Origin of the sequence: Pararoseomonas baculiformis (assembly GCF_017813395.1) — a bacterium.
GTDB lineage: Bacteria > Pseudomonadota > Alphaproteobacteria > Acetobacterales > Acetobacteraceae > Roseomonas > Roseomonas baculiformis.
In genome coordinates this window covers 64,543-78,225 of the sequence record NZ_JAGIZB010000011.1, presented here as the reverse complement: position 1 = coordinate 78,225, position 13,683 = coordinate 64,543, and the positions used below count along the sequence as shown (strand labels likewise).

Here is a 13,683-nt window from a genome sequence, read left to right as displayed (position 1 = left end):
GGCTCAAACGGCCTTGATGTCCTTTTCCTTCTCGGCGAGTGCGACATCCACCTTCTTGACGTACTCGTCCGTCAGCTTCTGCACATCGTCCGACCAGCGCTTGGCGTCGTCCTTGGAGATCTCGGACTTGGTCTCCCAACCCTTGATCGTCTCCATTCCGTCCCGCCGCACGCCACGCACCGCGACCTTCGCCGCCTCGGCATATTTGGCGGCCTGCTTCGCCAGATCGTTGCGGCGCTCCTGGGTCAGCGGCGGCAGGGGAACACGGATCACCTGCCCCTCGGCCTGCGGGTTGAGGCCCAGATTCGCATCGCGGATCGCCACCTCGACGGCCTTGGTGACCGACTTGTCCCAGACCTGCACGGAGAGCAGGCCGGGGCCGGCGATGGAGATATTCGCCACCTGGGACAGCGGCTGGTTGCTGCCATAGGCCTCAACCCGGATCGGCTCCAGCAGGGCGGGGCTGGCACGGCCGGTGCGCAGGCCGGAGAACTCCTTGCGGAGCGTCTCCAGCGAGCCGTCCATGCGGCGAACCAGGTCTTTGCGCAGGTCGGGGAAGTTCGGCGGGGCGGCCATGGTCGTGTCCCTCAGCTCTCGTGGACCGTGGTGAACTTGCCCTCGCCCTTCATGACGGCGGTGAAAGCACCCGGCTCGTGGATGTTGAAGACGATGATCGGCAGCTTGTTCTCGCGGGCGAGCGAGATGGCGGCGGCATCCATCACGGCCAGGTCGCGCGCCAGCATGTCGAGATAGGTGAGCGTCTCGTAGCGCTCGGCGGCAGGGTCCTTGCGCGGATCGGCGGTGTAGACGCCATCGACCTGCGTGCCCTTCAGCAGCGCATCGCAGCCCATCTCGGCGGCGCGCAGGGCAGCGGCCGTGTCGGTGGTGAAGAAAGGATTTCCGGTACCGGCGGCGAAGATCACCACCCGCCCCTTTTCCATATGCCGCTCGGCGCGGCGGCGGATAAAGGGCTCGCACAGGCTGGCCATGGGGATGGCGGATTGCACGCGCACCGGCACGCCCGCCTTCTCGAGCGCGTTCTGCATGGCAAGCGCATTGATCACGGTGGCCAGCATGCCCATGCCATCGGCCTGGGCGCGGTCCATACCGGCGGCGGCGCCGGACACGCCGCGGAAGATGTTGCCCCCGCCGATGACGAGGCTGACCTGGATGCCCAGGCGGGTCACGGCGGCGACGTCCTCGGCGATCGCGTTCACCGTGGTGCCATCCAGGCCGTAGGAGCCGGGCCCCATCAGGGCCTCCCCGGAAACCTTCAGAAGGACACGCTTGTAGCGGAGGCTGGTCATTCTTTCAGGCGGTCCCGGGAAGGTGCAAGGGTAGTCGGACCCGCCGGTTCCGGCAAGGCGCCGGCCCCGTCGGGCATTGGAAACCGCCGGGCGCGCAGCGTCCGGCGGTGATATCGGCCATCCCGGCCAGGGGCTATCCGTGCCGCCCGGGATGCCGGGCCGGGCCTGCGCGGCCCGGCCTTCGCTTCAGGCTGCCGTCCCGGCGGCGGCGGCCACCTCGGCGGCGAAGTCCGAGGTTTCCTTCTCGATGCCCTCGCCCAGCTGGAAGCGGGCGAAGCCCACCAGCTCGGCGCCGGACTTCTGGACCACGGCCTTCACGCGGCTCTCGCCGTCATGCACCCAGACTTGCTCCAGCAGCACCACTTCCTCGTAGTACTTGCGGATACGGCCCTCGACCATCTTCTCGATGACCGCGGGGGGCTTGCCGGAGGCCTGGGCCTGCTCGGTCAGCACCGCCCGCTCGCGCTCCAGGGCGGAGTTGTCCACCGCGGAGATATCCAGCGCCTCCGGTCGGGCGGCGGCGACATGCATGCCGATTTGGCGGCCAAGGGTGAGGATCGCGTCCCCGCCATCGGCGGCCTGGAGGGCGGCCAGCACACCGATCTTGCCCAGGCCCGGCTTCACGGCCGAATGGACATAGGTGGCGACGGCGCCGGTGCCGACCGAGAGCACGCGGGCGCGGCGGATCGTCATGTTCTCGCCGATCGTGGCGATCAGGCGGGTCAGCTCCTCGGCGACCGTGTGGCTGGCACCCGGATAGGGCGCCGCCTTGATGGCCTCGACATCCTCGCCAACCTCGAGGGCCACCTTGGCCACGGTCTCGACCAGGCCCTGGAACTGCTCGTTGCGGGCCACGAAGTCGGTCTCGGCGTTCACCTCGACCATGGCGGCCTTCGTGCCGCTGTTGGCAACGCCGATCAGCCCCTCGGCGGCCACGCGGCCGGACTTCTTGGCGGCGGCGGACAGGCCCTTCTTGCGCAGCCAGTCGATCGCGGCCTCCGCGTCGCCATTGCTCTCCACCAGGGCCTTCTTGACGTCCATCATGCCCGCGCCGGTCTTCTCGCGCAGGTCGCGGACCATGGCTGCCGTGATCTCGGCCATCTCTGTCTTCCCGTCTTCAGGCGCGGCGGAACCCGTGGGCTTGGCCCGGCGAGTCGTGATGCCGCTGTATGCGACACGCCGGGGCAGCCATGCCACCCCGGCGCGTTCAGGTCCTTGCGAGCCGGGCGGGATCAGCCCCGCCCGCCCCGCGGGCGATCAGCCGGCGTTGTTGCCGTCGTCGCGGTTGTTCTGGACCATCTGCTCCAGGCTCTCGCGATCCACGCCCGAGGTCGGGCTGGACTGCACGGCACCCTCGAGCACCGGACCATCGGCCACCTCGGCGCCGCCCAGCGTCTCCGGGATCGCGCCGGCGCCCGGCAGGCCGTCCTCTTCCGGCAGGACCTCGGTCGGCAGGTCGGCCTGCGCGCCCACATCCATGCCCGAGGCGGAGAGCTCGGCGGAGATGCCGTCGAACACGGCCGCGGCCATCATGTCGCAGTAGAGGTTGATCGCGCGGATCGCGTCGTCATTGCCCGGGATGGGGAAGGCGACGCCCGAGGGATCGGCGTTGGAGTCGCAGACGGCAACCACGGGGATGCCGAGCTTGTTGGCCTCCTCGATCGCCAGCTTCTCCTTGATCGTGTCGATCACGAAGATGATGTCCGGCAGGCCGCCCATCTCGCGGATGCCGCCCAGCGCGCGGTCGAGCTTCTCGCGCTCGCGGGTCAGCATCAGGATCTCCTTCTTGGTGAGACCCTGGGTGTTGCCGGCCAGCTGCTCGTCCATCTGCTTCAGGCGCTTGATGGAGCCGGTGATGGTCTTCCAGTTGGTGAGCATGCCGCCCAGCCAGCGGTGGTTCACGTAGTACTGGCCGCAGCGGGTCGCGGCCTCGGCCACGTAGTCCGCGGCCGCCTTCTTCGTGCCCACGAAGAGCACGCGGCCACCACCGGCCACCACGTCACGGACGGTGCGGAGCGCACGGTCCATCAGGGGGACGGTCTGCTGCAGGTCCAGGATATGCACCTGGTTGCGCACGCCGAAGATGTACGGGGCCATCTTCGGGTTCCACCGGCGGGTGTGGTGGCCGAAATGGACGCCGGCCTCGAGCAGGCCGCGCAGGGTAACGTCGGGCATCGCCATGGTGGCGGTTCCTTCCTTCCGATTGATCCGGTTGGGCCTCCGCGGCGCTGAACGTCCCGGATGGGACGACCGGACCCTGCCGCGTTTCTCGGAAGGGCGCACCGCGTGCGGATTTGCCGGGCGCGGGAAGATCCCGCGTCCGGCGGGCGCGATATGGCATGGCCTGCCCGGCCGGGCAAGGGCTTACGCCCCCTGCCCCGGCGCTCAGGTGGCGAAGGCGGCTTCCAGCTGCTGCAGCGTCCGGCGCTCGGCGGGGGAGATGCCGTTCAGCAAGCCCAGCATCCCGCCCGCCGCCTCCGCCACCTGGGTGGCGCGGTCCATCACCTGGCGCCGCAAGGTCGCCCGGGCCTCGGGGGAAAGGGCATGGACATAGTCGGTCCAGGCCCCGAGCAGCCCGGGAGGCGGGGCCTTGGCCAGCCATGCGGCGAGAAGCTCGCGGCCGGGGCCGGTTCCATCCAGCCCGGCATGATGCGCCGCCTCGAGGATGGCGGCGCGCTCCTTCTCCCCGAGGGTGCCATCGCACCAGGCGACGACCACGAGCGGGACAAGGGTGAGCGCCGCCAGCGTCTCCCCCCGGATGCCAAGGCCGACGAGCCGGTCCAGCAGCGCCGCGTCCTGGAGCCCTGAGGCATCGGCCAGCCTTTCCCGCTCCGGCCTTCCGGGATCGGCGGCGCGGAGCTTTCGGATCAGCTCCTCATTGTGCCTGGCGAAGAACGCCTCCTCCAGCGCGCGGCGGCGCTCGTCCAGGAAGTCCCTGCTCATTGTTCTCTCCCGCCAGCCGGAGCGCCCAGGCCTGGGCGCTCCATGACAGACATAGCTTAGGGAAGCCCCGCGGGGCTTCCAACGCCGCTTCCAATGCCGGTTCCGACTGGGGCGCACCCGCATGCCTGGGAGGGCTCCCGCCCCGGTGGCAGTCTCCGCCGGCCCGATTCCCAGGATTGCTCGATCGCATGAACGCCCCCTCCCCCGCCCTGGCCGCGCGCTACGGCCAGACCGGCCTCCCCGCCGGCCCGAGCAGCCCGGTGGTGGAGAGCCTGCTCGCGCATCGCTCGGTCCGCGCCTATCTCGACCGCCCGCTGGAACCGGGCACGCTGGAGACCCTGGTGGCGGCCGCTTCCTCGGCCCCCACCTCCTCCAACATGCAGGCCTGGAGCGTGGTGGCGGTGGAGGAGCCCGGCCGGAAGGCCAGGCTGGCGGCTCTGGCGGGGAACCAGGGCTTCGTGGCCCGCGCCCCGCTTTTCCTCTGCTGGATTGCCGACCTGTCGCGCCTGCAACGGCTCGGGCAGGCCGGGGGCGAGCCGCTGGAAGGGCTGGAATTCCTCGAGGCCTACATGGTCGCGCTCGTCGATGCGGCGCTCGCGGCCCAGAACGCGCTGGTGGCGGCGGAATCGCTCGGCCTGGGCACCGTCTATGTCGGCGCGCTGCGGAACCGGCCGGCGGAGGTGGCGGCGGAACTCGCCTTGCCGCCGAATGCCTTCGCGGCCTTCGGCCTCTGCGTCGGCTGGCCGGACCCCGCCGTGCCAAGCGCGGTGAAGCCGCGGCTTCCCCAATCCCTAGTCCTGCATCGCGAGACCTATGCCGCCGCCGGAGAGGGTGCGGAGCTTGCCGCCTATGACGAGCGGCTGGCCGATTTCTCCGAGGCCCAGGGCATGGGGCGCGCCACCTGGTCCGGCCGGATGCTGAAGCGCGTGGCCGGCGCAGAAGCGCTGCAGGGGCGGGACAGGATGGCGGCGACGCTGCGGGCGCTGGGCTTCGGGCTGCGCTGATCCCTCAGGTCGCGAAGGCGCGCTCCAGCCGTTCCAGCATCGCCTCCTCCGCCGGCGAGACAGGCCGGGCATGGCCGAGCAGCTCGCCCGCCGCCTCCGCCACGCGCCTGGCGCGGCCGAGGAGATGGAGCCGCAAGGCCTGGACGGCGCCGGGCTCCATCGCCGCGCCCCGGTCGCGCACATAGTGGCTCCAGGCCTCGATCAGCTGTGGCGGGGGCGGATGGGCCAGCCAGTCTTCCAGGAGCCGGAAGGCCGGACCCTGACGCTCGATCCCGCTCTCGGCGGCGGCGGTGAGGAGCGCCGCCCTTTCCTTGGCGTCCAGGGCGCCATCGGCCCAGGCCACGGCCACCAGCGGAGCGAGTGACAGGCAGGTGAGCGTGTCCCCGTCTATCCCGGCGGCCACCAGCCGCGCCAGCAGGGCCGGATCGGTGATGCCGGAAGCGGCGGACAGTGCCTGCGGCCGCATGTCGTGCCCGACGGCCGCGTGGGCACCGTGGGGGGACCCGCCATTGTCATGCGCGAAGAAGGCGTCCTCCAGCGCGCGGCGGCGGTCCCCGGTGGCCTCCTGGATCATCCCTGCTCCATCTGGTCCCAATTGTCCGGCCTCTGGGGCCGATCCATAGATGGGGATGATGGCGCCAAAATGGATGGCCGGTTACGCCGCCTCCACCATTTCCACCCCAGGAATGACCTTCAGCGCCTGTGCAAGGCGAGGTGAGACATTCCACCGCCCGGGCAGGGTCAGCTCCACCTCCTGTCCCGGCCCGGTTCGGGGGATAATGATCACCTCTCCTTTTCCCCTGCCCTCACGCTCCAGAAGGCTGCGCAGCGGCTCCAGCGCCTCCATGGCCGCGATCTCGACGCGCAGGCCCTGGCCAACGGACTGGGCGGCCCGCTCCAGCGGCTCGCAATCCAGGGCGGTCAGGCGCACGGCCTCGCCATCCACCTTCACCTCGGCGGAGAACATCACCGCGTTTCCCTCTCCCAGCATATCCCGGCACTTGCCCAGAATCTCGGAGAAGCAGGTCACCTCCGTGCTGCCGGAGGAATCGGAGATACGGACCCAGGCCATGCGGCTTCCGGTCTTGGTGGTGCGCTCCTTGGTGCCGATCACGGTGCCGGCCAGCTTCAGCCGCCCAGCCCCGCCCTGGGCACGCTCCGTCATCTTCGCGATGGGGCAGACGCCGAGCTTCGCCAGCACCTCGCGATAGGCATCCAGCGGATGGGCGGAAAGGTGGAAGCCGATGGCCTCCGCCTCCTGCGCCAGCCGGTCCAGCTGCGGCCAGTCCGGCATCTCCCGCAGCCGCAGGGGCGGCGTGTCGGCCGAGGAGCCGGGCGCGCCGAAAAGGCCGATCTGGGCGCTGCTGCGATCCTCGGCCGAGGCCTGGGCACGGCGCAGGATCTGCTCGGCCCCCTCGGTCACGCGGGCGCGGTTCTTGTCCAGGCATTCGAAGGCACCGGCGCGGGCGAGGTTCTCCAGCTGCATCTTGTTCAGCAACTTCGGATCGACGCGATCCGCGAAATCCGTGAGGGACCTGAAAGCCCCCCCCACCTTCCGCGCCTTGACCAGGTCCTGCATGGCGCCGAGGCCGACGCGCTTCACCGCGGCCAGCGCGAAGCGGATGGCCTTGCTGCCATCCTCCTGGATCTCGACCGCGAACTCGGCCTCGCTCCGGTTCACATCGGGCGGCAGCACCTTGATGCCCAGGCGCGACGCTTCCGACAGGTGTGAGGCGAGCTTGTCGGTGTTCGTCATGTCCAGCGACATGATCGCCGCCAGGAACTCCACCGCGTGGTTCGCCTTGAGCCAGGCCGTCTGGTAGGAAACGAGGGCATAGGCGGCGGCGTGCGACTTGTTGAAGCCGTATTCCGCGAAGCGCTCCATCAGGTCGAAGATCTCGCCCGCCTTGTCCTCCGGGATGCCGTTCTTCACGGCCCCTTCGGTGAAGATCTTGCGCTGCGCCTCCATCTCGGAGCGGATCTTCTTGCCCATGGCGCGCCGCAGCAGGTCGGCGCCGCCGAGCGAGTAGCCCGCAAGCTCCTGGCTGATCTGCATCACCTGTTCCTGGTAGACGAGGATCCCGTAGGTCTCCTCAACCAGGCTGCGCATCGCCGGATGCACGGGTTCCCAGGCCTGGCCGTGCTTGCGGGCGCAATAGGCCGGGATGTTGGCCATCGGTCCCGGGCGGTAGAGCGACACCGCGGCGATCAGGTCCTCGAACCGGTCGGGCCGCATCATGCGGAGGACGTCCCGCATGCCCTGGCTTTCGAACTGGAACACGCCGGCCGCATCACCCTTGGCCAGCATCTCGTAGGTGGGCGCGTCGTCCAGCGGGACGGTCGTAATGTCGATCGTCACGCCCTGCCCGGCGAGGATGTCCAGCGCGCGCTGGATCACCGTGAGCGTCTTCAGCCCAAGGAAGTCGAACTTCACCAATGACGCGCTCTCGACATACTTCATCGAGTACTGCGTCACGAGCATGTCGCTGCGCGGGTCGCGGTAGAGCGGCACGATCTCGATCAGCGGCTTCCGCCCGATCACCACGCCCGCCGCATGGGTGGACGCGTTGCGGTACAGGCCTTCAAGCTGGAGCGCCGTGTGCATCAGGCGGTCCACGTTCTCGTCCGTCTCGCGCATCTCGCGCAGGCGCGGCTCGCCATCCAGCGCCTCCTGCAGCGTGGGCGGCTTGGCGGCGTTGAACGGGATGAGCTCCGCGATCTTGTTCACCTGCCCGAAAGGCATGCCCATGACGCGGCCGACATCGCGCACCACCGCCTTGGCCTGCAGCCGCCCGAAGGTGATGATCTGGCCCACGCGGTCCGGCCCGTACTCGTTGCGGACGTAGTTGATCACCTCCTCGCGCCTGTCCTGGCAGAAGTCGATGTCGAAGTCCGGCATCGAGACGCGCTCGGGATTCAGGAAGCGCTCGAAAAGCAGGCCGAAGCGCATCGGGTCCAGGTCGGTGATGGTCAGCGCCCAGGCCGCCACCGAGCCCGCGCCCGATCCGCGGCCCGGCCCGACGGGAATGTCATGGGCTTTCGCCCACTGGATGAAGTCCGCCACGATCAGGAAGTAGCCGGAGAAGCCCATCTTCTCGATGATGCCCAGCTCGAATTCCAGCCGCTCCCGGTAGGCGGGGCGCTGGTCCTCGAGCGTGGCCTGCGCGTCCAGGCGCTTCTCGAGCCCCTTCCGCGCCATGTCCTGCACGATCTCGGCCTCGGTCAGGCCGGCCTCGACCTTTCGGCTGATGGGCAGCTCAGGCTTTTTCGTCTCGGCCATCACGGCGCATTTGCGCGCGATCGCCAGCGTGTTGTCGCAGGCCTCCGGCAGGTCCTTGAAGAGTTCCCGCATGGCCGCGGGGGGCTTGAACCAGTGCTCGGCCGTCAGGCGGCGGCGATCCGGCTCGGCAAGCGTCCGGCCCTCGGCGATGCAGAGAAGCGCGTCATGCGCCTCATGCGCCGCGGCGGTCGCGAAATACACGTCATTCGCAGCCACGATTGGCACGGCGGCGGCATCGGCCAGGGCCAGCAGCCCCGGCTCCACCGCCCGGTCGCGCTCCGTGCCGTGGCGCGTCAGCTCGACGGCCAGGTTGTCGCCGAAGCCCTCGCGCAGCGCGGCCAGCAGCCCTTCCGCCATCGAACGGCGCCCTTCGGCCAGCAGCCGCCCCAGCGGGCCGAGCGTGCCGCCGGTGAGAAGGAAGATGCCCGCGGCATATTCCCGCAGTTGGTCCAGGCTGATGGCGGGCTTGCCGGAGGGGTCTTCCCCCAGCCAGCCCAGGGAGGAGAGGCGCTGGAGGTTCTCCAGCCCCGGCTTGTCCATCGCGAGCGCGACCACGGGATCAGGCGGCAGGCGCGCGGCCTCCGGCCGCTCCGGCTCCTTCTGCCGCGCAAGCCAGAGCTGGCAGCCGATGATGGGCTGCACCCCCTCCTTGGTGGCGTACTGGCTGAACTCCAGCGCGCCGAACATCACGGCCGTGTCGGTCAGCGCCAGGGCGGGCATCCCCGCCTTCCTCGCCAGGCCAGGGAGCTTGTCGGCCTTCACGGCGCCTTCGGCGAGCGAATAGGCGGAGTGGACGTGGAGATGGACGAAGCTGCCGGACATGCCCCGGATATATAGTCATTCCGCCCCGCCGCCGCAGCGATTCGGGCGGCGTGGGCGGAACATCCGCGACTGTGGCTAGGCGGGGACGATCAGCCCATCCCGCAGGGTGACGATGCGGTCCATCCGCGACGCCAGCTCCGGGTTATGGGTGGCGATGAGGGCAGCGAGCCCCCTGCCCCGCACCGCTTCCAGAAGCTCGGCGAAGACCAGATCGGCGGTGCCGGTATCCAGGTTTCCCGTGGGCTCATCCGCCAGCAGCACCTTGGGCGCGTTCGCCAGGGCGCGGGCGATGGCGACGCGCTGCTGCTCGCCGCCCGAAAGGCGGCTGGGGCGGTGGTCGCGGCGGTGCTCCAGGCCGAAGGCCCCCAGGAGCTCGCGCGCCCGGGCCTCGGCTTCCCGCCGCCCGCGCGAGGCGGCGAGCTGGGGCAGCACCACATTCTCCTCGGCCGTGAACTCCGGCAGCAGGTGGTGGAACTGGTAGACGAAGCCGATCGTCTCCCGCCGCAGGGCGGTGCGGGCATCGTCGCCCAGATGGCCGGAATCCCGCCCCTCGACGAGCACGCGCCCGCCATCGGGCTTCTCCAGCAGGCCCGCCACATGCAGCAGGGTGGACTTGCCCGTGCCGGATGGCGCGACGAGGGCAACGATCTCCCCCGCATGCAGGTCCAGATCGGCGCCGCGCAGCACGGGCAGCTCCCCGGCCTCGGACCTGTAGCGGCGCTCAACCCCGCGCAGCGCCAGGGGCGCCGCCGGGCCGGACGCGAGCGGTGCCTCAGGCATTGCGCAGGCCCTCCACCGGATCCAGCCGCGCCGCGCGCCAGGAAGGATAGATGGTGGCCAGCAGCGAGAGCCCGAGGCCCATGCCCACGACCTGCGCCACCTCCGTCGGGTCCACCACGGCCGGCAGCTTGGTGAGGAAGTAGATCTCGGCGCTGAAGAGCTCCGTCCCCGTCAGGGACTGGAGGAACTGCCGGATGTTCTCGATGTTGAGGCAGAAGACCAGGCCGATGGCGAAGCCGATCAGCGTGCCCGCGACGCCGATCGATGCGCCCGCGAGCAGGAAGATCCGCAGGATGGCACCCCGCGTGGCGCCCACGGTGCGCAGCACCGCGATATCCCGCCCCTTGTCCTTCACCAGCATGATCAGCGACGAAATGATGTTGAAGGCCGCCACGATGATGATGAGGGTGAGGATGAGGAACATGACGTTCCGCTCCACCTGCACCGCGGCGAAGAAGGAGGAGTTGGAGGCCTGCCAATCCAGCACCCGCACGGGGCGCCCGCGCATGGCCTGGAAGATCTCCCGCGTCGCGAGGTTCACCCGGTCCGGGTTCTCGACGAAGACCTCCACCTGCGTGGCCGTGTCGCGATGCTGGAAATAGATCTGCGCGGCATCGAGCGGCAGGAAGACATAGCCCGAGTCATATTCCTGCATCCCGGCCTCGAACATCGCCACCACCTCATAAGCCTTGAGGCGCGGCACGGTGCCGACGACGGTGGCACGCCCCTGGGGCGAGACGAGGGTGATCCTGTCCCCGATCCGCAGCCCCAGGCGCCGTGCCAGGCGGGTGCCGACGACGATGCTGTCCTCCCGCCCGAACTGCTCCAGGCTGCCGGCCTGGATGTTGTTCGCGATCAGCGGGCGCGCGCGCAGGTCCTCGGGCCGGATGCCACGCGCCAGCCCGCCCGTCGCGCCGCCGCCCTCGCTGGTGAAGAGGACCTGCCCTTCCACGATGGGCGTGGCCGAGACGATGCCGGGAAGCTGGCGGATGCGGGCGGCGATGTCGTCATAGTCGCGCAGTCCCGAATTACCCTCGGCATAGACGCCGAGATGCCCGTTCAGCCCGAGGATCCGCCCCAGCAATTCCTGCCGGAAGCCGTTCATCACGGACATGACGATGATGAGCGTCGCCACGCCCAGCGCGATGCCCACCAGCGAGAAGATGGCGATGACGGAAACGAAGCGCTCGCCCTTGCGGGCGCGCAGGTAGCGGAAGGCGACGGCGCGCTCGAAGGGCGAGAACATCAGGCGATCGTCGCCTTGATCCGGGCCACCGCCTCCTCCAGCGGCAACTCCAGCCGCTCGCCCGTGGCGCGGCGCTTCAGCTCCACGATGCCCTTGGCGGCCCCGCGCGGGCCGATGATGGCCTGCCAGGGATAGCCGATCAGGTCCGCATCGGCGAACTTGGCGCCGGCTCGCTCGGGGCGGTCGTCATAGACAGCCTCATTCGGCAGGGCGGCGTAGAGGCTCTCGCAGAGCGCATCGGCCGCGGCATCGCCGGGCTTCAGGTTCAGGATGGCGCAGGCGAAGGGCGCCACGGCATCCGGCCAGATGATCCCGTCATCGTCATGCCCGGCCTCGATGATGGCGGCCAGCAGGCGGGAGACGCCGATGCCGTAGGAACCCATCTCGGGCACCACCGGCGTGCCGTCCGGCCCGGCGACGGTCAGCCCCATCGGCTTCGAGTACTTCGTGCCGAAATAGAAGATATGCCCGACCTCGATGCCCCTGGCGGTAACCTGGGATTCGGCCGGGATCGCATCCCAGGCCGCCTCGTCATGCTTCTCGTCGGTCGCGGCGTAGCGGCTGGTCCAGAAATCCACCACCGGCGAGGGATCGCCCGTGCCGCTGGGGTCCTGGGCCAGCACGTCGAAGTCCAGCAGGTCCTTGTGGAGATAGACGACGCTCTCTCCCGTCTCGGCCAGGATGATGAACTCGTGGGAGAGGTTACCGCCGATCGGGCCGGTATCGGCCTGCATCGGAATGGCCTTCAGCCCCATCCGCGCGAAGGTGCGCAGATAGGCGCGGAACATCAGGCGGTAGGATTCCGTGGCACCGGCCTGGTCGAGATCGAAGGAATAGGCGTCCTTCATCAGGAACTCACGGCCGCGCATCACGCCGAAGCGGGGGCGGATCTCGTCCCGGAACTTCCACTGGATGTGGTAGAGGTTGCGCGGCAGGTCCCGGTACGACTTGGCGTAGGTCTTGAAGATGTCGGTGACCATTTCCTCGTTGGTCGGGCCGAAGAGCATCTCCCGGTCATGCCGGTCGGTGATCCGGAGCATCTCCTTGCCGTAGTCGTCATACCGGCCGCTCTCCTTCCAGAGTTCGGCGGGCTGGATGGTCGGCATCAGGATTTCCTGGCCGCCGGCCAGGTCCTGCTCCTGCCGGACGATCTCGGCGACCTTGCGCAGCACCTTCAGGCCGAGCGGCAGCCAGGCATAGATGCCGGCGCTGGTCTGCCGGATCAGCCCCGCCCGCAGCATGAGGCGGTGCGAGACGATCTGCGCCTCGGCGGGCGTTTCCTTGAGCGTGGGCAGGAAGGCGCGGGAGAGGCGCAAGGGAATAGGCTCCGGGGTGAGGTTCGGGCGCGCAACCTAGAGCAAGACGCGGGTGGCGCAATGTGCCTTCGGGGCGGCGCCGGGCATGGGCCAAAAAAGAAGGGCCGCCCCGAAGGGACGGCCCGAGTTTAGGGAGGAAACGCCAGTCACACGGCGGAAGAGGAAAAGCCCTCTTCCATGTCCCGATCATGCTGCACCGCACCCGACGGAGAAAGCCTTTTCAGCCGGATCCAGCCGAAATTTTGAGCTCTCCCGGCGCGTTCTGGATTGTTTTTGTGCATACGCATCCAAGAAACGCGCAATTGACTAATCCGCAGGCATAGCAAGCCAGCCACTCCGGAAAGACACCCAATCGGACCGGACAAGCCACTCGATCCCGCACCAGATCACGATGGAAACCAGGGTCGTCAGCAGGACGATCCGGAGCACGCGCACATGCTGCGGGGCCCCGCGCCAGCCACCCTCCGCCGCCGCCTCGGGATCCGGGCGGATGCCGATGGGCAGAACGGCGAAAAGCACTGTCCACCACACCAGGAAGAACACAACCGTGCCCGCTACCCATCCCATCCGAAGCTCTCCCTCGCCATGACCCCGCCGTAATCTCCCGGCCGCCCCGCGCGTTCTCCGGGCATGCATGCTCCAGGAGAGCATGGGTGCTCCAGAGGAGACCGACATGCGACGCACCACGTTTTTCGCCGGCCTCGCCCTGGCGGTTCTGCCCCTCCTGCCCGTGACGGCCGAGGCCCGGCCGCCCTGGGAGAGAGACTACCACCGGTGGGAACGCCATGAGCGACGCGAGGCGATCCGTGAGGAACGCTGGCGCCGCGAGCGCTGGCGCGAGGCCCGCCGCCGCGACGAGTATGAGCGCCGCCGCTACTATGCCGGCCCGCCCCCCGTCTATGTGCCGCCCCAATCCGGCGTCACACTCCAGTTCAACCTGCGCTGAGGCCCTTCCCGCCCGCCCCGGCCGGGTCAGGCCAGGGGC

The 13,683-nt window shown here is 69.3% G+C and carries 12 protein-coding genes and 1 pseudogene; 2 read left to right on the top strand and 11 right to left on the bottom strand.

What is annotated here, in order from left to right:
• Positions 1-3: 3 nt before the first annotated feature.
• The 5 genes and pseudogenes from frr to J8J14_RS13000 form a co-directional block, all read right to left on the bottom strand.
• Complete coding sequence (gene frr / locus J8J14_RS13020; protein ID WP_209379960.1) at positions 4-576, bottom strand: ribosome recycling factor; 573 nt, start codon at positions 574-576, stop codon at positions 4-6.
• A gap of 11 nt (positions 577-587) precedes the next feature.
• Entirely contained in the window at positions 588-1,307 is a 720-nt protein-coding gene (gene pyrH / locus J8J14_RS13015; protein WP_209379959.1) for a UMP kinase, read from the bottom strand.
• A gap of 186 nt (positions 1,308-1,493) precedes the next feature.
• The gene (gene tsf / locus J8J14_RS13010; protein WP_209379958.1) at positions 1,494-2,408 is read right to left on the bottom strand and encodes a translation elongation factor Ts; all 915 of its coding nucleotides are present in this window, start codon (positions 2,406-2,408) and stop codon (positions 1,494-1,496) included.
• A gap of 324 nt (positions 2,409-2,732) precedes the next feature.
• Positions 2,733-3,488: pseudogene (rpsB, locus tag J8J14_RS13005) on the bottom strand (30S ribosomal protein S2); the annotation flags it as partial.
• A gap of 204 nt (positions 3,489-3,692) precedes the next feature.
• Positions 3,693-4,250, bottom strand: a complete 558-nt coding sequence (locus tag J8J14_RS13000) for a type 1 periplasmic-binding domain-containing protein (protein ID WP_209379956.1) — start codon at positions 4,248-4,250, stop codon at positions 3,693-3,695.
• 188 nt (positions 4,251-4,438) lie between these two features.
• On the opposite strand from J8J14_RS13000, the gene J8J14_RS12995 reads away from it, so the two are divergent.
• A complete protein-coding gene (locus J8J14_RS12995) occupies positions 4,439-5,254 on the top strand; it encodes an NADPH-dependent oxidoreductase (protein WP_209379955.1) in 816 nt (271 codons plus the stop codon).
• A gap of 4 nt (positions 5,255-5,258) precedes the next feature.
• Here J8J14_RS12995 and J8J14_RS12990 read toward each other — a convergent pair whose 3' ends face one another.
• The 6 genes from J8J14_RS12990 to J8J14_RS12965 all read right to left on the bottom strand — a co-directional run bounded on the left by J8J14_RS12990 (position 5,259) and on the right by J8J14_RS12965 (position 13,265).
• Positions 5,259-5,828, bottom strand: a complete 570-nt coding sequence (locus J8J14_RS12990) for a hypothetical protein (protein WP_209379954.1) — start codon at positions 5,826-5,828, stop codon at positions 5,259-5,261.
• A gap of 81 nt (positions 5,829-5,909) precedes the next feature.
• Complete coding sequence (dnaE, locus tag J8J14_RS12985; protein WP_209379953.1) at positions 5,910-9,356, bottom strand: DNA polymerase III subunit alpha; 3,447 nt, start codon at positions 9,354-9,356, stop codon at positions 5,910-5,912.
• Positions 9,357-9,431: 75 nt separating this feature from the next.
• Positions 9,432-10,136, bottom strand: a complete 705-nt coding sequence (locus J8J14_RS12980; protein ID WP_209379952.1) for an ABC transporter ATP-binding protein — start codon at positions 10,134-10,136, stop codon at positions 9,432-9,434.
• Positions 10,129-11,382: a lipoprotein-releasing ABC transporter permease subunit gene (locus J8J14_RS12975; protein WP_209379951.1), complete on the bottom strand. Its 1,254-nt coding sequence runs from the start codon at positions 11,380-11,382 to the stop codon at positions 10,129-10,131. The genes J8J14_RS12980 and J8J14_RS12975 overlap by 8 nt, the downstream gene beginning before the upstream one ends.
• Positions 11,382-12,698: a proline--tRNA ligase gene (gene proS, locus J8J14_RS12970; protein WP_209379950.1), complete on the bottom strand. Its 1,317-nt coding sequence runs from the start codon at positions 12,696-12,698 to the stop codon at positions 11,382-11,384. The genes J8J14_RS12975 and proS overlap by 1 nt, the downstream gene beginning before the upstream one ends.
• Before the next feature lie 306 nt (positions 12,699-13,004).
• A complete protein-coding gene (locus tag J8J14_RS12965; protein WP_209379949.1) occupies positions 13,005-13,265 on the bottom strand; it encodes a DUF1467 family protein in 261 nt (86 codons plus the stop codon).
• A gap of 106 nt (positions 13,266-13,371) precedes the next feature.
• Here J8J14_RS12965 and J8J14_RS12960 point away from each other — a divergent pair, with 106 nt between their 5' ends.
• The gene (locus J8J14_RS12960; RefSeq protein WP_209379948.1) at positions 13,372-13,644 is read left to right on the top strand and encodes a hypothetical protein; all 273 of its coding nucleotides are present in this window, start codon (positions 13,372-13,374) and stop codon (positions 13,642-13,644) included.
• Positions 13,645-13,683 lie beyond the last annotated feature (39 nt).

Coding starts and splice junctions, on each gene's coding strand:
- J8J14_RS12960 (WP_209379948.1), top strand. CDS start 13,372: ATGCGACGCACCACGTTTTTCGCCGGCCTCGCCCTGGCGGTTCTGCCC.
- J8J14_RS12995 (WP_209379955.1), top strand. CDS start 4,439: ATGAACGCCCCCTCCCCCGCCCTGGCCGCGCGCTACGGCCAGACCGGC.
- tsf (WP_209379958.1), bottom strand. CDS start 2,408: ATGGCCGAGATCACGGCAGCCATGGTCCGCGACCTGCGCGAGAAGACC.
- pyrH (WP_209379959.1), bottom strand. CDS start 1,307: ATGACCAGCCTCCGCTACAAGCGTGTCCTTCTGAAGGTTTCCGGGGAG.
- J8J14_RS12980 (WP_209379952.1), bottom strand. CDS start 10,136: ATGCCTGAGGCACCGCTCGCGTCCGGCCCGGCGGCGCCCCTGGCGCTG.
- frr (WP_209379960.1), bottom strand. CDS start 576: ATGGCCGCCCCGCCGAACTTCCCCGACCTGCGCAAAGACCTGGTTCGC.
- J8J14_RS12965 (WP_209379949.1), bottom strand. CDS start 13,265: ATGGGATGGGTAGCGGGCACGGTTGTGTTCTTCCTGGTGTGGTGGACA.
- J8J14_RS12975 (WP_209379951.1), bottom strand. CDS start 11,382: ATGTTCTCGCCCTTCGAGCGCGCCGTCGCCTTCCGCTACCTGCGCGCC.
- J8J14_RS12990 (WP_209379954.1), bottom strand. CDS start 5,828: ATGATCCAGGAGGCCACCGGGGACCGCCGCCGCGCGCTGGAGGACGCC.
- J8J14_RS13000 (WP_209379956.1), bottom strand. CDS start 4,250: ATGAGCAGGGACTTCCTGGACGAGCGCCGCCGCGCGCTGGAGGAGGCG.
- dnaE (WP_209379953.1), bottom strand. CDS start 9,356: ATGTCCGGCAGCTTCGTCCATCTCCACGTCCACTCCGCCTATTCGCTC.